This is a genomic window from Sinomonas flava (assembly GCF_039531875.1).
GTDB classification, from domain to species: domain Bacteria; phylum Actinomycetota; class Actinomycetes; order Actinomycetales; family Micrococcaceae; genus Sinomonas; species Sinomonas flava.
Map to the genome: position 1 here is coordinate 301,058 of NZ_BAAAQW010000003.1, position 19,452 is coordinate 320,509.

Consider the following 19,452-nt stretch of genomic DNA (forward strand, 5'->3'; position numbering starts at 1 on the left):
TTGGCAACGACGACGACATCGAGCACCGTGTCGGCGGGGACGATCTGCATGCCCACAGTCTCCCGGCTGGCCTTTGCGGGTGTCAATTTGGGCATCTGCCGTCTCACCATGTGGAACCGGTTCCACTCACTGAGACGGCCGGCGCCGACTGGTCTCACCCCACGACGGCGCCCTCGCTCGCCGAGTGCACGAGCTTGGCGTACTTGGCGAGGACACCCTTGGTGAAGCGCGCGGGGAGGGGCTCCCATCCCTCACGGCGGCGGGCGAGCTCCGCGTCGTCGACGAGCAGGTCGAGCGTCCTCGCGGGGATGTCGACCCGGATGCGGTCGCCGTCGCGCACAAAGGCGACCGGGCCGCCGTCGACCGCCTCTGGGGCGACGTGCCCGATGCACAGGCCGGTGGTGCCGCCCGAGAACCGCCCGTCGGTCAGGAGCAGGACGTCCTTCCCAAGGCCCGCGCCCTTGATCGCCCCCGTGATGGCGAGCATCTCGCGCATTCCCGGGCCGCCCTTGGGGCCCTCGTAGCGGATGACGACGACGTCCCCCGCCGCGATCAGGCTGGCGTCGAGCGCGTCCAGGGCGCCCTGCTCGCGCTCGAAGACCCGCGCCGTGCCCTCGAAGACCTCGGCGTCGAATCCCGCGGTCTTCACGACGGCGCCGTCGGGCGCGAGCGAGCCGTGGAGGATCGAGATGCCGCCGGTGGCGTGGATGGGGTTGTCGAGGGCGCGCACGATCTTCCCGTCGAGGTCCGGCGGGGCGATCTCGGCGAGGTTCTCCGCCACGGTCCTCCCCGTGACGGTGAGCGCGTCCCCGTGCAGGAGCCCGGCGTCCAGCAGGGCCCGCATGACGACGGGCACTCCCCCGACCCGGTCGACGTCGTTCATGACGTAGCGCCCGAACGGCTTGAGGTCGCCGAGGTGCGGCACGCGGTCTCCGACCCGGTTGAAGTCCTCGAGGCGCAGTTCCACCTCGGCCTCGCGGGCGATCGCGAGCAGGTGGAGGACTGCGTTCGTCGACCCGCCGAAGGCCATGACGACCGAGATCGCGTTCTCGAAGGCCTCTCGCGTGAGGATGTCCCGCGCGGTGATGCCCTGCCGCAGGAGGTGCACGACCGCCTCGCCTGAGCGGTGCGCGAACATGTCGCGGCGGCGGTCGGCCGACGGCGGGGCCGCGGAGCCGGGGAGGGACATCCCGAGCGCCTCGGCCGCACTGGCCATCGTGTTCGCGGTGTACATCCCGCCGCAGGCGCCCTCGCCGGGACAGATGGCCCGCTCGATGCGGTCGAGGTCCCCTGCGGACATCTTGCCCGCCGCGCACGCGCCGACGGCCTCGAAGGCGTCGATGAGGGTGACGTCCTTCTCGGTACCGTCCTCGAGCTTGACCCACCCGGGCATGATCGACCCGGCGTAGAGGAAGACGCTCGAGACGTCGAGGCGGGCCGCGGCCATGAGCATGCCGGGGAGCGACTTGTCGCAGCCGGCAAGGAGCACCTGCCCGTCGATCCGCTCGGCCTGCATGACCGTCTCGACGGAGTCGGCGATGATCTCGCGGGACACGAGCGAGAAGTGCATGCCCTCGTGGCCCATGGAGATGCCGTCGGAGACGGAGATCGTGCCGAACTGCATGGGGAAGCCGCCCGCGGCGTGGACGCCCTCCTTGGCGGCCTTCGCGAGGCGGTCGAGCGAGAGGTTGCACGGGGTGATCTCGTTCCACGAGCTCGCGATGCCGACCTGCGGCTTCTCGAAGTCCTCGTCCCCGAACCCCACCGCGCGCAGCATGCCCCGGGAGGGCGCGGCATGGATGCCGTCCGTGACGGCACGGCTGCGCGGCTTGACATCGACGTCGCGCGGGGATGCTGCCTGGACTCCGCTCAGATCAGTCATGGCGCACAGTCTAGGACCGCCTCCGGCGCTCCGTGGAGGTGTCCGCGCGCCTTTCTCAGGCGCCGCCCGCCTCAGGCGCCGCCGCGCCGTCGTGATCGGCGATGGTCCGCGCCTCGGCGTGGACCATGTCCATGACGGACCGGACCGTCGGCCGCGCGGCGACTTCGGCCCGCGCGATCAGGACGATGCTCCGCCGGGCGTGGACCCCGGCCAGGGGGCGCAGGACGAGACCTCGGCGGAGCGAGGCGCGGGCCGTGAACCGCGGCAGGAGGCTCAGTCCGTGTCCGCCGCCCACGAGGGCCTCCATGACACGGAGGTCGGGCATGAGCTGCACGCGCTCCACCGTGCGCCCGGCCTGGAGCTCGATCTGCCGCAGCACCGTGTCGAACGGGAAGCCGGCCGGTACCCCGATCCAAGGCTCCCCCGCGACGTCGGAGGGACCGAGCGAGGGCTTCGCCGCGAGCGGGTGGTGGGCGGGGAGCGCGACGTCGAGGGGCTCCTCGAGAAGGGGCTCGACGACGAGTCCCGGTCGGGCGAAGTCGGCCGGGCCGTTGACCGAGTGGCCGAGGACGAAGTCGGAGTCGGCTGCGAGGTCGACGAAGCCCTGCGCCTTCGGGTCCTCGAGCCGCGCCCGGACGCGCAGGCCCTCGACCGCGCCGGCCCGGTCCAGGAGCCCCGGCAGGATCATCTCGGCAGCGCTCGGGAAGAAGACGGCGCTCACGGTGCTCTGCCGCCCGCCGCGGTAGCCCTCGGCCGTCGCCTCGGCCCGCGCCATCGCCACCGCGACGTCCGCGGCAGCGGCAGAGAGGGCGGCCCCTGCCTCGGTGAGACGCACCCCCCGGCCCTCCTTCTCCACCAGGATGACGCCGAGCTCCTCCTGGAACGTCTTGAGCTGCTGGGAGACAGCCGACGGCGTGATCCCCAGTGCCTCGGCTGTCGCACCGACGGTCCGGCGGTCGGCGAGTTCGCGCAGGAGCAGGAGTCGGCGAAGGTCCATCCGCACAGGGTAGACGCATGGAGCGCCCAGGGAACGGCACCCGGGTCGCACCTGCGGCGGCGGGCCCGACGTCCGTAGACTGGGGGCGTGAGAGGAGCCGCGTGGTGAGCACTGCCCCGAACGAGCCGTCCGGCCTGCCGGACGACGACTCCGATGACGCGCTGAAGGCCGCCCTGCACCGCGTCTTCGACGGGGCGATCCCGAACTACGGCGACTACAACCTCGTCTGCGCCACGGAGTGCGGCGGGACCGTCACAGATTCCCTCCCGCACGGGCCCCTCGCCCGCGGGCTCGTGATCGGCTACCGGCGCCGCCCCGCGGAGATCGTGGTGGCACCGTTCGACCGGGCGAGTCTCGCGCCGGCGGGACGCCCGCTCACCGCCGACCTCACGAACCTCGCGTATGTGGCCGAGGGCGCCCACGGCACCTTCGACATCTCCACCAGCACGGGGAGGATCGTGACCTTCACCCTGCGCGACACGTGCAGCCTCGAGTCCGGCGACGCACACTCGGCCAGTCTCTACCAGGAGGACGACGCGGCGGACTTCGCGGCGTTCCTGAGGGACCTCGCAGCCCTCTAGGGTACCCCGGGCCCCCGAGGCGAGACATGGGCCCTCGGATACTGGACGCGGCGGCCGACCAGTCGTTCAATGAGCTATCCGCCCTGAGGAGGCGGGATCGTGTGGGAGGCTGCCATGGACTGGGTTCTCATCGGGACCTCAGGCATCATCGCTCTGATTCTTGCCATCTGGACGGTCGTCCGAGAAGACGTCTCCGTCACCGGTCGCGGCCGGCACCGTCGGCGCCGCCCCGCCCAGGCCTGAACCGCGCCCGCACGGCGGCCCGGACTACCTCTGGGACGAGGCCGGCCGGTTCGTCCCGAGGAGCGGGTGGTGGCATGGCTGGGTGCGGGCGAGGGAGCGTGTCTCGGACGTGCGGATCCTCGACTGCGACCACTTCATACCGTTCACCCTGCCCGGGCTCGTGGCGGACGTCATCTCGGAACGGGTCGGTGGTGGGCTGCAGGGAACAGAAAAGCCCCTTCCCGATCCGCACGCGGCGGTAGGGGAAGGGGCTACTGTGCGCCCCCCGGGACTCGAACCCGGAACCCATTGATTAAGAGTCAATTGCTCTGCCAGTTGAGCTAGAGGCGCTGGCCTGCTGCGGTCACCACGACCGGCTTCCCGGTCGCTTCGGCCCGTCTCCGTGCCCCGCAACGACATGAAACTCTACACGAGCCCCCGGGAAAAGCGAAATCGAAAACCAAGGGAAAAGGGGTGAGCCGCGTCACCCCCGCGGGGCGTGCTCCGACAGGCGCCGAGTAGGCTGTCCCGGTGACCAGCTCTTCACCGGAAACCCGCCTCGCGGCCGGCGACACCGCCCCCGCCTTCTCTCTTCCCGACTCGGCGGGAGGCACGACGTCGCTCGCGGACTTCGCGGGCCGACGCACGGTGCTCTACTTCTTCCCCCAGGTCGACACGCCCGCGTGCACGCAGCAGGCGTGCGACTTCCGCGACAGCCTCGCAGGCCTCGCCGCGGCGGGCCTCGCCGTCGTCGGCGTCTCCCCCGATCCCGCCGACGCCGTCCGCCGCTTCGCGGCGAAGCACGAGCTCGGATTCCCCCTCCTCGCGGACACCGACCACCGGGTCGCCGAGGCCTACGGCACATGGGGCGAGAAGCGCAACTACGGGCGCGTCTACGAGGGCCTCATCCGCAGCACGTTCGTGATCGGTGCTGACGGGCATATCGAGGCTGCCCAGTACAACGTGCGTGCCAAGGGCCACGTCGCCAAGCTCCACCGGGATCTGAAGATCAGCCCGGTAGACTGACGCAGTGCCCCGCCGCGGCGGGGCCCCGCGCGAGTGGTGGAATTGGCAGACACGCAGGATTTAGGTTCCTGTGTCTTCGGACGTGAGGGTTCAAGTCCCTCCTCGCGCACTCACACGTGGCATCCCGAAGGCCGGGCCTGGGCCGAGAACGGGGGCGGGTGCAGGAAAGGCGGACAGTGGCAGGGAGCATCTCACGAAGGAGCGTCCTCGCGGGCGCGGCAGCTGCCGTGGTCCTCGCAGGCTGCACCCCCAGCCCCTCGCCCGACCCCTCCCCGAGCGCAACGCCGACTGCAGTCCAGCCCGAAGCGACGTTCACGTTCGCAGTGCCGTCGCCGCCGTCGTCGCTCGATCCCGCGGTGACCTCCGATCTCGAGTCGTGGCGGATAGCACGCCAGGTCCTCGAGGGGCTCGTCGCCGCGGATCCGACGACGTCGGAGCCCTCCCCGGCGCTCGCGACGTCGTGGCAGGAGAGCAGCGACCGCATGTCGTACACGTTCACCCTGCGGGAAGGTGTGACATTCCACGACGGGACAGCCTTCGATGCAGCCGCCGTCAAGGCCAACTTCGACCGCTGGTTCGCCTTCACCCCGGAGTTCAGGGCGGCGAACCCGACGATGGCGTTCACCCACGTGTTCAAGGCCCACGCGGACCAGGCGTCCCTCTCCGTCTTCAAGGCCTGCACCGTCCTGTCCCCGTCGCAGGTCCGGATCGACCTCACCCGTCCGTTCACAGCACTCCTCCGTGCCCTGACCACCCCGGCCTTCGCGATCTCCTCACCCGCGGCCCTCGCCGCCGGGACAGCCGATGCCCTCGACCAGACCGCCTCGTTCGGCCGGCTCTCGCGCTACGGCCAGCACCCCGTGGGCACCGGGCCGTTCTCGTTCACCGCACAGGCGCCGGACCGGGTCGAACTCGCGAGCTATCCGAAGTACTGGGGCGAGCGGGGACAGATCGCCAAGCTGACCCTCGCGGTCTACGACACTCCGCAGAGCCGCGTCCAGGCCCTCCTGGCCGGCCGGATCGACGGCTTCGACCCCCTCACGGTGGACGCCGTCGAGCCGCTCGTGCGCGCGGGATTCCCCATCGCACGGCGTGACCCATTCTCCGTCTTCTACCTCGGGATGAACCAGGCCGTCGGGCCGCTGCAGCAGGAGAAGGTCCGCCAGGCCATCGCCATGGCGATCAACAAGGACGCGGTGATCCGGCGGTTCTTCCTCGAGGACACCTCCTCGGCCGGGCAGTTCATCCCCCCACGCCTCGCCGGCTTCAACAACTCCGCGAACTTCCCCGGCTACGACCCCGAGCGCGCCAAGCGGCTCCTCGCGGAGGCCGGCTACAAGGGCGAGGAGCTCGCCTTCGCCTACCCCCTCGAGACGAGCCGGTCGTACATGCCCTCCCCGGCCAAGATCTACGCCGAGATCAGCGCCCAGCTCACGACGGTCGGGCTCGCCATCAAGCCTGTCCCGATCCAGTGGTCCGAGGGCTACCTCCAACGGGTCACGACCGCAGGCGACCACGCCCTCCACCTGCTTGGGATCAATGGCGGCTACGCGGACCCGGACGGCTTCCTCTCGGCACTGTTCGGGGCGAAGACCGGCGAGTTCGGCTACTTCGACGCCCAGCTCTTCAGCAAGATCGACCGCGCCCGGGAACTCCCCGAGGGCAAGGACCGAACGGACGCGTACCAGAGCATCAACGCCCAGCTCGCGGGAACGGCGCCCGCGGTCCCGATCGCGTACCCGATCTCCGGGGTGGCGACGTCACCGCGCGTCGAGAGCTACCCGACGTCTCCCGTCCTCGCGGAGACGTTCAACCGCGTGCGGCTGAAAAAGTAGGCCGACGGGTCTTGACGAAGGCACACCGGAGGATTTAGCGAACAGCGCGGACGAGGGATATTCTGCCTCTGGTCCATTTGCGCAGGGAGACATCCGTGACCTTCATTTCCACCACCCGATCTGCCGACGTCGTTCTGATCGGCGGAGGCATCATGAGCGCCACCCTCGGCGCTTTCCTCAAGAAGCTGGAACCGAGCTGGAGCATCGTGCTCTTCGAGCGCCTCGACGAGGTGGGGCTCGAGAGCTCCGGTCCCTGGAACAACGCCGGCACCGGCCACGCGGCCTACTGCGAGCTCAACTACACGCCGCAGGCCAAGGACGGCTCCGTCAACCCGGCGAAGGCGCTCAGCATCAACGAGGGCTACCAGCTGTCGCGGCAGTTCTGGTCCCACCTGGTGAACGACGGCAGCATCGGCGACCCGTCCTCGTTCATCCACACCGTGCCCCACATGAGCTTCGTCATCGGAGATGCGCACTCGGACTTCCTGCGCACCCGCTACGAAGCCCTGAGCAAGCACACCCTCTTCTCGTCCATGCAGTACAGCGAGGACCCGGCGACCATCGCCGAGTGGGCCCCGCTGGTCATGAACGGCCGAGGCGAGGGCCGCGTCGCTGCGACCCGCGTCCCGGAGGGCACCGACGTCGACTTCGGGCGGCTCAGCCGCGAACTCGTGACGTTCCTCGAGAACAGCGGCGTCGAGGTCAACTACGGCACCGACGTCATCAACCTCGAGCGCTCCCGCGGCGGGTGGAGCGTGGCGACCAAGCACCTCGCTTCGGGCGAGCGCGGCGGGATCCACGCGAAGTTCGTGTTCGTGGGCGCCGGCGGAGGGGCCCTCCACCTCCTGCAGGCCTCCGGCATCCCGGAGAGCAAGGGCTACGGCGGCTTCCCCGTCTCGGGCCAGTTCCTGCGCAGCACCGACGAGGGCGTCGCGCTTCAGCACAACGCCAAGGTCTACGGGCAGGCCTCCGTGGGCGCCCCGCCCATGTCGGTCCCGCACCTCGACACGCGCTACGTCAACGGCCAGCGCTCGCTGCTGTTCGGCCCGTACGCCGGGTTCTCGACGAACTTCCTGAAGAACGGCTCGCTCTGGGACCTTCCGCTGTCCATCCGGCCCAGCAACATCATCCCGATGCTCGCGGTGGCCAAGGACAACATGGACCTCACGGCCTACCTGGTCAAGGAAGTCGCCAAGAGCCGCGAGTCCAAGATCGGCGCGCTGCGGGAGTACTTCCCGGAGGCGACGTCCGAGGGCTGGGAGCTGATCACGGCAGGCCAGCGCGTACAGATCATCAAGAAGGACTCCGCCAAGGGCGGCGTGCTCCAGTTCGGCACCGAGGTGATCACCGCGCGCGACGGCTCCATCGGCGCCCTGCTCGGGGCCTCCCCCGGCGCCTCGACCGCCGTGCCGATCATGCTCGAGCTCATGCAGCGCTGCTTCCCGAAGAGCTTCAAGGGCTGGGAGCCCAAGATGCGCGAGATGATGCCAGGCTACGGCGTCAAGCTCGACGAGCACCCCGAGCTCGCCGCGGAGGTGGCGGCCAGCACCGCTGCCGCGCTGCAGCTCGCGGCGCCCGCCAAGTAGCATCGCCCGACGGCCCGCGTCCCCCTTCGGGGCGCGGGCCGTTGAGCACCCATTCCTTCCGCCGCCCACCCGACACGAAGAGGCCCCCATGTTCCGCCTCGCTACGCTCTCCATGGCGAACAGGGCCCTCATCGCCCTGATCACGGTCTTCGCCTCCGTCTTCGGAGTCATCACAGCCGGCAGCCTCAAGCAGGAACTCATCCCGTCGATCGAGTTCCCCCAGCTCACGGTCGTGTCCTCGATGCCGGGCGCCTCCCCGGAAGTGGTCGACAGGCAGGTGGGCCAGCCGCTCGAACGGGCCCTCCAGGCGGTCGAGGGACTCGAGAGCTCCGCGTCGACCTCCCGCACCGGGGTGTCGACCATCCGGCTGTCCTTCGCCTACGGCACGAACCTCGACCGGGCGCGCAACCAGGTGGACCGCGCGATCTCGACCGTGAAGCGGCAGCTGCCCTCCGACGTCGACCCCCAGCCGGTGGCCGGAAGCATCTCCGACTTCCCGATCGTGTTCCTGGCGGCCTCCTCCGACAAGTCCCTGAGCGAGCTCAACAGCCAGCTCGCCGAAGTGGCGGTGCCGAAGATCCAGAAGATCGCGGGCGTCCGCGGGGCCGACGTCACGGGAGGCGCGACCCGCCACCTCCAGATCACGCCCAACCCCGCCGCCCTGGCCGCCCGGGGCGTCGACGCGGGCGCCATCCGGACGGCGCTGCAGAACAACGGCGCGCTCACACCGATCGGAACGGTCCAGGGCGACGGCAAGACCCTCTCCCTCCAGGCGGGCAGCCCGCTCGACTCCCCCGACGCCGTCGCCGGCCTGCCGCTCACGGGGGCCAAGACCCCGACGGTGATCCGCGACGTCGCCACCGTGGCCCTCGAGGACGACCCCGCGACCTCGATCACGAGGACCAACGGCAGGCCCACCCTCGCGATCTCGGTGACCAAGAAGCCCGAGGGCGACGCCGTGGCCATCTCCCACGCGGTGCGCGACCTGGTCCCCCAGCTCGAGGCGGAGCTCGGCTCGGAGGCGCACCTCACGACCGTCTTCGACCAGGCGCCGTTCATCGAGAAGTCCATCAAGGACCTCACCACGGAGGGCCTGCTCGGGCTCGGCTTCGCGGTGCTCGTGATCCTGGTCTTCCTGCTCTCGGTCCGTTCGACGCTCGTCACGGCGGTCTCGATCCCGCTGTCGCTGCTCATCACGTTCATCGGGCTCTACGCGACCAAGTACTCGCTGAACCTGCTCACCCTCGGCGCGCTCACGATCGCGATCGGGCGCGTTGTGGACGACTCCATCGTGGTCATCGAGAACATCAAGCGGCACCTCGGGTACGGCGAGGAGAAGACGACGGCGATCCTCGCCGGCGTGCGCGAGGTCGCCGGGGCCGTCACGGCCTCGACGCTGACGACCGTGGCCGTGTTCCTCCCGATCGCCTTCGTGGGCAGCCTCGCCGGCGAGCTCTTCCGGCCGTTCGCGCTCACCATCACGATCGCGCTGCTCGCCTCCCTCGCGGTCTCGCTCACGATCGTCCCCGTGCTCGCCTACTGGTTCCTCGGCTACCGTCCCGCGGCAGGGACGACTGCCGCCGTGGCGCGGGCCGAGGCTCAGGAGAAGGAGAAGTCCTCGGTCCTGCAGCGCGGCTACCTCCCGATCCTGCGCACGACCCAGCGGCACCCCGTGATCACCCTCGTCGCGGGCGTGCTCGTGCTCGTGGGCACATTCGCCATGACGCCGCTCCTGCAGACCAACCTCCTCTCCGGCACCGGGGAGAACTCCTTCACCGTGCGCCAGACCATGCCGCCCGGGACGAGCCTCGAGGCCACGGGCGCGGCGGCAGAGCGTGTCGAGGGCCTCCTGCGCGGCACGGACGGCATCCAGACCGTCCAGTCCACGGTCGGCAACTCGACCACCGGCTTCGGCGCCTTCCTCTCGGCGGGCGCCTCGAGCGCCACCTTCACGGTCATCACCGACGAGTCCCGCGACCAGGAAGCCCTCCAGAACGAGGTGCGCGACGCTGTCGGCCGCCTCGACGGCGTCGGCAAGGTGACGGTGGGGAGCCAGCAGGGCGGGTTCGGGACGTCGTCGACCGTGGACGTGACCGTCAAGGCCCCCGACGCCGGCTCCCTCGCCGCCGCGAACGATGCAGTGCTCAAGGCCCTCGCGGACGTGCCAGGCGCCACTGGCGTGACGAGCAATCTCGCCGCCGGGCAGCCTGTCGTCCAGGTGAGGGTGGATAGGGCCAAGGCGGCCGCGGCGAACCTCAACGAGCAGCAGGTCGCCGGCGCCCTCGCAGCCACCGCAAGCCCCGTGCCCGCCGGGACCATCCGCTTCGGCACGACTGACTACCCGGTGCGCATCGGCCGGGGGACGCCGTTCGCGAGCGTCGACGCGGTGAAGAACCTGCCGATCCCCGGGGCGCCGGGCGGCCTGACGCTCGGGGCCATCGCCACGGTCGAGCAGACCGATGTGCCGGTGACCGTCACCAGCACGTCCGGCCAGCGCACCGCGACCGTCTCGGTCTCGCCGAAGGACACGAATCTGGGCACCGTCAGCGCCGAGGTGCAGCGCCGGATCTCGGGCCTGAGCCTCGAGCGCGGCGCGACCGCGAGCGTCGGCGGGGCGAGCGCCCAGCAGGCCGAGTCGTTCCGGCAGCTCGGGCTCGCGCTGCTCGCCGCGATCGCGATCGTGTACGTGATCATGGTGGCCGCGTTCAAGAGCCTCGTCCAGCCGCTCATCCTCCTCGTCTCGATCCCGTTCGCCGCCACCGGGGCAATAGCGGCGCTGCTCCTGGCCCGTATCCCCCTGGGCCTTCCGGGCCTCATCGGCATGCTCATGCTGGTCGGCATCGTCGTGACGAACGCCATCGTGCTCATCGACCTGATCAACCAGTACCGCAGGTCCGGGCCGGGCAGGCCCGCACTGGACCTCGCCGAGGCGATCGAGCGGGGCGCGCGCCAGCGGCTGCGGCCCATCCTCATGACGGCCCTCGCGACGGTCTTCGCCCTGACCCCGATGGCGCTCGGGCTCACCGGGGGCGGAGGGTTCATCGCCCAGCCGCTCGCCGTCGTCGTGATCGGCGGGCTCGTGTCCTCGACCGCGCTGACGCTGGTCCTCGTCCCCGTGCTGTACCGGCTGGTCGAGGGACGGCTCGAGCGCCGTCGCCTGCTCCGCGATCTCAGGCGGGCCCCTGCCGCGCCCGACGCCGCGGTGCCCTCCCCCGCTGCCACGGGCGGCGACTGGACCACGGGCCAGGTCCCCAAGGTGTCCGGGAGGCGGGCTGCCGAGGGCTGACGCTGACCGCGGGGCCGGCGGCGCGCCGTCGTCGGCCCCGGGAATGAACGGGGCCCGGGACCGGTTCGGATAGATGCAAACGCATATATCTTGCTAGACTGGCTGGCACCCGAGGAAAGGTCTCCCCCATGCAGTTCGGAATCTTCAGCGTCGGCGACGTCACGCTCGACCCCACGACAGGTCACATGCCCACCGAGGGCGAGCGCATCCAGGCCATCGTGAAGATCGCCAAGCACGCCGAGGAGGTGGGTCTGGACGTCTTCGCCACGGGCGAGCACCACAACCCGCCGTTCTACCCGAGCTCGCCGACCACCATCCTGGGCTACATCGGCGCCCAGACCGAGAACCTCATCCTCTCGACCGCGACGACCCTCATCACCACCAACGATCCGGTGAAGATCGGTGAGGACTTCGACATGCTCCAGCACCTCACCGGCGGGCGCACGGATCTGGTCCTAGGCCGCGGCAACACCGCGCCCGTGTACCCATGGTTCGGGAAGAACCCCCAGGACTCCCTCGAGCTCACCATCGAGAACTACGCGCTCCTGCGCCGCCTGTGGGACGAGGAGACGGTCACATGGAGCGGCAAGTTCCGCACCCCGCTGCACAACTTCACGCTCACCCCGCGGCCGCTCGACGGCGTCGCCCCGTTCGTCTGGCACGGCTCCATCCGGACGCCGCAGATCGCCGAACTCGCTGCTTACTACGGTGACGGCTTCTTCGCCAACAACATCTTCTGGCCCAAGGAGCACTACATCCGCCTGATCAACCTCTACCGCGAGCGGTTCGAGCACTACGGCCACGGCAAGGCGCACCAGGCGATCGTGGGCCTCGGCGGCCAGTTCTTCATGCGGAAGAACTCGCAGGACGCCAAGCGCGAGTTCCGGCCCTACTTCGACAACGCCCCCGTGTACGGGCATGGCCCCTCCATGGAGGATTTCACGGCCCAGACCCCGCTGACCGTCGGGAGCCCGGCGGAGTTCCTCGAGAAGACGCTCGCCTTCCGCGACTACTTCGGGGACTACCAGCGCCAGCTCTTCCTCATCGACCACGCCGGCCTCCCGCTCAAGACCGTCCTGGAGCAGCTCGACCTCCTCGGGGAGGTGCTGCCGGAGCTGAAGGCCGGCTTCGCCCAGGGCCGTCCCGCCGACGTCCCCGAGGCACCCACGCACGCCGCGCGCGTCGCCGCCAAGCTGGCGCGGGACGCCGCATCCGACGACGGCGCCGCGCCGGAGGGGGCGACCGCAGCAGCGCCGGGCTCGCCTTCGTGACCGCCCTGCCGGACCCGGGCGAGCGGACCCCGACCGTGCGCGAGGCGGCCGAGGCCTGGGAGGCGCTGTTCCGTGCCCAGGTCGCCATCATGCGGCGCCTCGCCCGCGATCCCGCGTTCGGGAGCCTGGACATCAAGGAGTACGACGTCCTCTTCACCCTCAGCAAGTGCCCTGTGGGCGGACTGCGGCTCAACGAGCTCAACGACCATGTGCTGCTGGCGCAGTCGAGCCTCTCGCGGCTCGTGGAACGGCTCGTGAAGCAGGGACTCGTGGCCCGGGAGGCCGCGCCGGGCGACGGACGCGGCGTCGTCGTGCGGCTCACCGCGGAGGGCGAGAGGGTCCAGCGCGAGATCGGCCGGGCGCACGTGCGGGAGATCGCGCGGATCTTCGGCGACGCGCTCACTCCCGCCGAGCTCGCGGAGCTCCAGGACCTGTCCACGCGGCTCCGCTCCCGCGTCGTGGAGACCCACCCGCTCTGACGCCGCCTCCCCCGCCCTTTCCCGTTTCGGGTACGCCAGATCCCGCCCTCTCCCGTTTCGGGTACGCCAGATCCCGCCCTGTCCCGTTTCGGGTACGCCAGATCCCGCCTGACAACGCTCGGGCGCAGGACGCCTCACGGGTCGTGGCTGCGCCAGGCCGTCCGAGTCGGCTTGTTGCGGGTGAGAGCGCCAGAAGGCGTCTCACCTGCAACAGGGCGCCTCGCCGCGGTCCGGAGGGCGTCTCATGTGCACTGAGGCGCCTCCCTTCCGCGTCCCGCGCACGACGCCGCGCGCCGCCAGCGCCGGGTTCGCACCCGCCGTCGTGCGTACCCGAAACGGCAGGGGGGCGAAACAGCCGTACCCGAAACGGCAGGGGGGCGGAACAGCCGTGCCCGAAACGGCCGGGGGGGCGAAACAGCCGTACCCGAAACGGCAAGGGGGGTGCGTCAGGCGAGACGCAGCAGGCGGTGGGGGTCCTCGGCGGGGAGATCGTCGGCCTCGGCGGTGACAGTGAGGCGCTTGAGGGTCAGGCGGCCCCCGACGGTCGAGAGGAACGCCGTGTCCGAGGAATCCCGGCCGGCCGTGATCCGCAGCATCGACCCGCGCGGAGCGAGCCCGGTGGGGTCGATGACGTGCCACGCGCCGTCGACGTAGGCCTCCGCCACGGCATGGAAGTCCATCGGCTTCAGCCCCGGGGCGTAGACGGCGGCAATCCGGGCGGGAACGTCCTTCGCACGCAGCAGCGCGACAGCGAGGTGCGCGAAGTCGCGGCACACCCCGCGCCGGTGCAGGAGCGTCTCGACAGCCCCGTCCGTGCCCCGCGAGGACCCGCTCACGTAGGCCAGCTGGCCGTGGACCCACTCGCGCACCGCTTGGACGAGCTCGGCCCCGCCGAGGGAGCCGAACTGCGCGTACGAGGTCGGCAAGAGCCGGTCGCTCTCGGCGTAGCGGCTGGGCCGGACGTACCGGATCAGCTCGATCTCGTCGGCGGGCTCGGGCTCCCCGCTGCCGGCCACGACCGCACGGTACTCGACCTCGACCTCCGCGGGCTCTTCGAGCTCCAGGACGTGGAAGCGGCCGCCGTGCCCGTCCAGCAGTTCGCGCGGTGCGAGCCGCTGGCCGCCGGACGTCACGACAAGGTCCTCGTCGAGGGAGTCGTAGCCGGGGTTGCGGGCGACCGCGATGGCCATGGCGAGCTTGGTCCGCGCCGCTGTGGTGAACGAGAGACGGGCGCCGACGGTACGCTGCATGGGGCTCCAGGAAGACTAGTTCTTCGGGGTGAACTTCAGCGACATGATCATGCGCTGGGCGTCGGCGAACTTCGCGGACGTGTGCACGTAGTCCGACGCCTGAGCAAGGCTATCGAAAGATGCCAGCGGCGCAACTCTGGCGCTGGGCGCGGGCGCGGTCACCTCGGTGACGTCGGCGAAGGAATACCCGCCGACACCTGGCGGTCCCGGCACGATGTTCATGAGCTGGCACGCCTTCCCGTCCTGCGCCGCGGTGGCCACGCCGGTCAGGCCGAACGACCCGAAGAACTTGTACCCCTGGATCACGCGGAACACGAAGCGCGGCGTGATCACGCCGGGCCCGTCGGTGAAGGGAAGGTCCACCGGGACGCTGTTGAGGACGGTGTACGACCGGGCATTCGCGGAGTCGCAGGGAGCGGGCGAGGCCACCGGGAGGCCCGTCTTGAGCGCGGCGACGAACGAGCCGTCGGCCGTCTTGACCTCGATGTTGAGCGAGCCTGCGGAGGCGCCCTCGGCGGGCGCGGCAGTCTGCACGATCCACTGGGCCGGCAGGTCGAAGCTGATTGTCTTGCCGGGGTCGGTGTACGTCTTCCACTCCGCGCTCGTGGCAGCGGGCGACGGCGTGGCCTCACCGGAGGCGGACGCCGAGCCGCTGGGGGTGCTCGCCGCGCCGGTGGAGGCCGACGCCGTCGTGCCCGGCGAGGACGACCCGCCCGAGGCCGAGGGGCCACCCTGGGTGGCGCCGGTCCACACGGGCCCGGTCGAGCCGCCGCCGCACGCGGTGACGCCGCACGTCGTGACGAGGAGCACTGATGCCATCAGGAGTGCCGGGGCGAGGCGTGCCATGGAACCACCCTAGCGAAGGCGGTCCGGGGTACTGTGGCGCCATGCGCGAACACGCGGACGACAGCTCGGCCGGCGAGGAGTGGGACGAGTCCGAGGCCGCCCTCGACCTCCCGGCGCACGCCGTGGCCGACTGGCGCCTGAGCATGTTCTCCCTCTACGAGCACGTGCGCGCCGCGCCGACGCCCCGCGACGGCCACGAGCTGTGGCGCAGCGGCAGGGACCGGCTGATGGGCACCCACCCCGCGTCCCCGCTCCTGCCGCACGAGAGGGCCTCGTTCGCCGGACTCCGCGTGGCTCCCTACGACCCCGCGTTCCGGTTCGAGGTCCCGCTCCTGCCCCACGGGCGCGGCCAGGAGCGGCCGGTCCGGACCGGCACGGACGGCGTCGTGCCCTTCGTGCGGATCGGCACGTTCGACCTGCCTGGCCTCGGCAGCCTCGCCGCCTGGCGGCACGCGGGCTACGGCGGTGGCGTCTTCGTGCCGTTCCGGGACGCGACCGCGGGCCGCGTCGGCGGCTCGTACGGCGCGGGCCGCTACCTCCTCGACACCATCAAGGGCGCGTTCCTCGGTGCCCGGGACACCGAGGACCCCGCGCACGACGGCGGCAGCCACCCGACGCCGGAGCCCCGCCCGCCGCTGTACGTGCTGGACTTCAACTTCGCGTACAACCCAAGCTGCGCCTACAACGAAGCCTGGGCATGCCCCCTGCCCGGCCCCGAGAACCGCGTCCCCGCAGAGGTCCCGGTGGGCGAGCTGTACCCGCACCTGACCCGGGAATAGACCGCGCCGCGGCGCCTCCCTCCCGCGTCCGCCTCGCTTGACAGCCCTCTGTGACGTCTGCCATAGTCTTGGACGTGAACCTGTCCGACAGCCCGACACCTCGACAGCTGGACCAGCCCGGGGCCGCGCGCCGGCCCCTCGCCCGGCTCAGCGCGGCCGAGGCGGTCCTGGCCGACCTCCGCGGCGAGATCGAGGCCGGCGGGGTCCCGGTCGGGACCAAGCTGCCCTCCGAGGCGGCGCTCGCCGCCCGCTACGGGGTGAGCCGCTCCGTAGTGCGTGAGGCGTTGCGCTCCTGTGCCGCGCTCGGGCTCACGCAGACCCACACCGGCCGGGGGACGTTCGTCGTCTCCTCCCGCGCGTCCGGCGACCTCGTCCTGGGGCGCTACTCGGCGCGTGACCTGACCGAGGCCCGACCGCACATCGAGGTGCCCGCGGCGGCGCTGGCCGCCCGGCGCCACACCCCGGAGGACGTGTCCGCCCTCAAGGGCATCATCGACGAGATGTCCGTCGAGGACGACCCCGCGGCGTGGGTAGCCCTCGACGCCTCGTTCCACGGGCTGATTGCCCGGGCCTCCGGCAACAAGGTCTTCGAGAGCGTCGTCGCGGAACTCCGCGAGGCGCTCGCCCACCAGTCCGAGACCCTCAACCTCGTGGCCCACGACCGGCAGCGGGCCTCCGACATCGAGCACCGCGCGATCGTCGCCGCCATCGAGGCGGGGTCCGCGGAGCTCGCGAGCGCAGCGATGGCCGAGCACCTCGCGGCAGTCGACCGCGCCCTCGGGACGCTCATCGGCCGCTGAGCCGACCAGGCCCTGCACCCGCCCACCACGACACACCGGAAGAGACTCTCCCTCCATGCGCAGCCCTGCCCTGACCATGCCCGCGGCCGAGACCGACGAGGAGAACCCCACCGCCTCCGCCGGGGTCCCGGTCCTGCCAGCGCTCCCCGCGCACGTCCCCCTCGCCGCCCAGGTGCGCGGCGGCGTCGTCGAGGGGGTCCACTACGGGAGTGTCACGGCGACGGAGGCGGACGGGTCGCTCGCCTTCGCGGCCGGGGCGTCCACAGTTCCGTTCTTCCCCCGGTCCGCACTCAAGCCGCTCCAGGCCGTCGCCCTCGTCCGGGCGGGCCTCCGCGTCAGGGACGCTCTCCTGGCTCTCGCCGCCGCGAGCCACAGCGGCTCGGCGGCCCACCGCGGCGGCACCCTCGAGATCCTGCGGCAGCACGGGCTCACCGCCGAGGCGCTCCGCAACACGCGTGACCTCCCCTACGGAGCCGCCGAGCGCGAGGACTGGCTCCGCAGCGGCGGCAGGGCCGACCGGGTCTGCCAGAACTGCTCGGGGAAGCACGCCGCCATGGCGGCCGTGTGCACGCTCAACGGCTGGGACGCCGACACCTACCTTGACCCCCAGCACCCCCTCCAGCTCCTCGTCGCGGCGACCATCGCCGAGCTCACTGGCGAGACGCCATCCGCGTGGACTACCGACGGCTGCGGCACGCCGCTGCCCGCCCTCACCCTCGCGGGGATGGCCCGCGCATACGGCCGCCTCGCCGCAGCGGGTGCCGCGGCCCCCGCGCACGACGGCGACGACGCGCACCCGGGTGCCGAGGCCGCCGTCGCCCGCGCCATGACCCGCCACCCCGAGATGGTGGCCGGCGAGGGCCGCGACGTCACCGCCCTCATGCGCGCCCTGCCCGGTGCGGTCGCGAAGGACGGCTTCGAGGGCGTCCAGCTCGTCGGCCTACCGGACGGGCGGGCGGTCGCGGTCAAGGTCTCCGACGGCGGCGACCGGGCCCGCATGCCCATCACCGTCCGCGCCCTCTCGGCGCTGGGCGTCCCCGAGGCGGCCCCCCGGGGTGCGCTCGCGGCCCTGGCAGTCCAGCCGGTCCTCGGAGGGGGGCGCCGCGTCGGCGAGCTCGTCGCGCTCGAGGCGGTCTTCCCGCCATCGGCACTCTGACCCCTCCCACACCAGAACCCGAAAGGCACCCATGACCTCGACCATCCTTGCCCCCTCCGCGGGAGTGCGGTCCGAGCACGACCTCCTCGGAGACCGCGACGTCCCCGCGGACGCGTACTGGGGCGTGCACACCCTCCGCGCCGTGGAGAACTTCCCCATCACCGGACAGCCCCTCTCCCGCAACGGCCACCTCGTGCGCGGCCTCGCCGCCGTCAAGCTCGCCGCCGCCCGGGCCAACCGCGAGCTCGGCCTCCTCGACCCCGAGCGCGGCGACGCGATCGAAGCGGCCTGCCGGGAGATCCTGGACGGCCGGCTCGGGGAGCAGTTCGTCGTCGACGTCATCCAGGGCGGTGCGGGCACGTCGTCGAACATGAACGCCAACGAGGTGATCGCAAACCGCGCCCTCGAGCTGCTGGGCCGCGAGAAGGGCGACTACGCCGCGCTTCACCCGAACGACCACGTAAACCTGAGCCAGTCCACCAACGACGTCTACCCCACGGCGGTGCGCGTCGCGACGGTGGCCGGGATCGAGGAGCTCCTGACCGCGCTGCACCGGCTCGAGTCGGCCTTCGCCGAGAAGGCGGCGGAGTTCCGGACGGTCGTGAAGATGGGGCGCACCCAGCTGCAGGACGCCGTCCCCATGACTCTGGGCCAGGAGTTCGGCACCTACGCCGTGACGATCGGCGAGGACCGCGAGCGCCTGCGCGACGCCTCGGCCCTCATCCACGAGATCAACCTGGGCGCCACGGCGATCGGCACCGGTCTCAACGCCCCCGCGGGCTACGCCGAGGCGGCGTGCCGCCACCTCGCCGACATCACCGGGCTCCCGCTCGTGACCTCCCCTGACCTGATCGAGGCCACCCAGGACATGGGCGCCTTCGTGCACCTCTCCGGGGTGCTGAAGCGCGTCGCAGTCAAGCTGTCCAAGATCTGCAACGACCTCCGCCTCCTCTCCTCGGGCCCGCGGGCCGGACTCGCCGAGATCACCCTCCCGGCCGTGCAGTCCGGGTCCTCGATCATGCCGGGCAAGATCAACCCGGTCATCCCCGAAGTGGTCAACCAGGTGGCGTTCGAGGTCATCGGCAACGACGTCACGATCACCCTCGCGGCCGAGGGCGGCCAGCTCCAGCTCAACGCGTTCGAACCCGTCATCGTGCACAGCCTCCAGAAGAGCATCACGCATCTCGCGGCGGCGTGCGGTACCCTGACCGATCGCTGCGTGCGCGGCATCACGGCCAACGCGGAACGCCTGCGCGAGGGCGTCGAGCAGTCCATCGGCCTCGTCACCGCCCTGAACCCCCACGTGGGCTACGCGGCGGCGACCCAGATCGCGCAGGAGGCCCTCGCGAGCGGACGCGGCGTCGCCGAACTCGTCCTCGAGCGCGGCCTCCTCACCGCCGAGCGGCTGGAAGAGCTCCTGCAGCCCGAGCGGCTCGCGAACCTCACGGCCTAGGCC

At 71.3% G+C, this 19,452-nt stretch carries 15 protein-coding genes and 2 tRNA genes; 12 read left to right on the plus strand and 5 right to left on the minus strand.

Annotated elements, in window-relative coordinates; genetic code table 11:
- Positions 1-154: 154 nt before the first annotated feature.
- Together ilvD and ABD298_RS04115 are read right to left on the minus strand one after the other, a co-directional pair.
- Positions 155-1,882: a dihydroxy-acid dehydratase gene (gene ilvD, locus ABD298_RS04110; RefSeq protein WP_344298391.1), complete on the minus strand. Its 1,728-nt coding sequence runs from the start codon at positions 1,880-1,882 to the stop codon at positions 155-157.
- 55 nt (positions 1,883-1,937) lie between these two features.
- A complete protein-coding gene (locus ABD298_RS04115) occupies positions 1,938-2,879 on the minus strand; it encodes a LysR family transcriptional regulator (protein ID WP_344298392.1) in 942 nt (313 codons plus the stop codon).
- A gap of 104 nt (positions 2,880-2,983) precedes the next feature.
- On the opposite strand from ABD298_RS04115, the gene ABD298_RS04120 reads away from it, so the two are divergent.
- Complete coding sequence (locus tag ABD298_RS04120; RefSeq protein WP_344298393.1) at positions 2,984-3,460, plus strand: hypothetical protein; 477 nt, start codon at positions 2,984-2,986, stop codon at positions 3,458-3,460.
- Positions 3,461-3,960: 500 nt separating this feature from the next.
- On the opposite strand, the gene ABD298_RS04125 is transcribed toward ABD298_RS04120, so the two are convergent.
- Positions 3,961-4,033 (minus strand) — tRNA-Lys (locus tag ABD298_RS04125).
- A 180-nt stretch (positions 4,034-4,213) separates the two neighbouring features.
- On the opposite strand from ABD298_RS04125, the gene bcp reads away from it, so the two are divergent.
- The 7 genes from bcp to ABD298_RS04160 all read left to right on the plus strand — a co-directional run bounded on the left by bcp (position 4,214) and on the right by ABD298_RS04160 (position 13,165).
- A complete protein-coding gene (gene bcp / locus ABD298_RS04130; RefSeq protein ID WP_344298394.1) occupies positions 4,214-4,708 on the plus strand; it encodes a thioredoxin-dependent thiol peroxidase in 495 nt (164 codons plus the stop codon).
- A 27-nt stretch (positions 4,709-4,735) separates the two neighbouring features.
- Positions 4,736-4,817, plus strand: a tRNA-Leu gene (locus ABD298_RS04135).
- Between the two features lie 67 nt (positions 4,818-4,884).
- The gene (locus ABD298_RS04140; protein ID WP_344298395.1) at positions 4,885-6,543 is read left to right on the plus strand and encodes an ABC transporter substrate-binding protein; all 1,659 of its coding nucleotides are present in this window, start codon (positions 4,885-4,887) and stop codon (positions 6,541-6,543) included.
- A 95-nt stretch (positions 6,544-6,638) separates the two neighbouring features.
- On the plus strand, positions 6,639-8,129 hold the full coding sequence (locus ABD298_RS04145; protein ID WP_344298396.1) for a malate:quinone oxidoreductase: 1,491 nt from the start codon (positions 6,639-6,641) through the stop codon (positions 8,127-8,129).
- Positions 8,130-8,217: 88 nt separating this feature from the next.
- The gene (locus tag ABD298_RS04150) at positions 8,218-11,415 is read left to right on the plus strand and encodes an efflux RND transporter permease subunit (RefSeq protein WP_344298397.1); all 3,198 of its coding nucleotides are present in this window, start codon (positions 8,218-8,220) and stop codon (positions 11,413-11,415) included.
- A 128-nt stretch (positions 11,416-11,543) separates the two neighbouring features.
- Positions 11,544-12,686, plus strand: coding sequence for an LLM class flavin-dependent oxidoreductase (locus ABD298_RS04155; RefSeq protein ID WP_344298398.1), 1,143 nt, complete (start codon positions 11,544-11,546; stop codon positions 12,684-12,686).
- A 5-nt stretch (positions 12,687-12,691) separates the two neighbouring features.
- The gene (locus ABD298_RS04160) at positions 12,692-13,165 is read left to right on the plus strand and encodes a MarR family winged helix-turn-helix transcriptional regulator (RefSeq protein ID WP_425564345.1); all 474 of its coding nucleotides are present in this window, start codon (positions 12,692-12,694) and stop codon (positions 13,163-13,165) included.
- A gap of 446 nt (positions 13,166-13,611) precedes the next feature.
- Here ABD298_RS04160 and ABD298_RS04165 read toward each other — a convergent pair whose 3' ends face one another.
- A complete protein-coding gene (locus ABD298_RS04165) occupies positions 13,612-14,415 on the minus strand; it encodes a transglutaminase-like domain-containing protein (RefSeq protein WP_344298400.1) in 804 nt (267 codons plus the stop codon).
- A 15-nt stretch (positions 14,416-14,430) separates the two neighbouring features.
- Entirely contained in the window at positions 14,431-15,261 is an 831-nt protein-coding gene (locus tag ABD298_RS04170; RefSeq protein ID WP_344298401.1) for a hypothetical protein, read from the minus strand.
- 41 nt (positions 15,262-15,302) lie between these two features.
- Between ABD298_RS04170 and ABD298_RS04175 the strand changes: the two genes are divergently transcribed.
- From ABD298_RS04175 to aspA, 4 genes are all read left to right on the plus strand, one after another.
- Positions 15,303-16,040, plus strand: coding sequence for a DUF1684 domain-containing protein (locus tag ABD298_RS04175; protein ID WP_425564300.1), 738 nt, complete (start codon positions 15,303-15,305; stop codon positions 16,038-16,040).
- Between the two features lie 74 nt (positions 16,041-16,114).
- On the plus strand, positions 16,115-16,840 hold the full coding sequence (locus ABD298_RS04180) for a FadR/GntR family transcriptional regulator (RefSeq protein WP_425564301.1): 726 nt from the start codon (positions 16,115-16,117) through the stop codon (positions 16,838-16,840).
- Positions 16,841-16,895: 55 nt separating this feature from the next.
- Positions 16,896-17,996 (plus strand): asparaginase, encoded by a 1,101-nt coding sequence (locus tag ABD298_RS04185; protein ID WP_344298402.1) that lies wholly within the window; start codon positions 16,896-16,898, stop codon positions 17,994-17,996.
- Between the two features lie 31 nt (positions 17,997-18,027).
- On the plus strand, positions 18,028-19,449 hold the full coding sequence (gene aspA / locus ABD298_RS04190) for an aspartate ammonia-lyase (protein WP_344298403.1): 1,422 nt from the start codon (positions 18,028-18,030) through the stop codon (positions 19,447-19,449).
- The last annotated feature ends 3 nt before the right edge of the window (positions 19,450-19,452 follow it).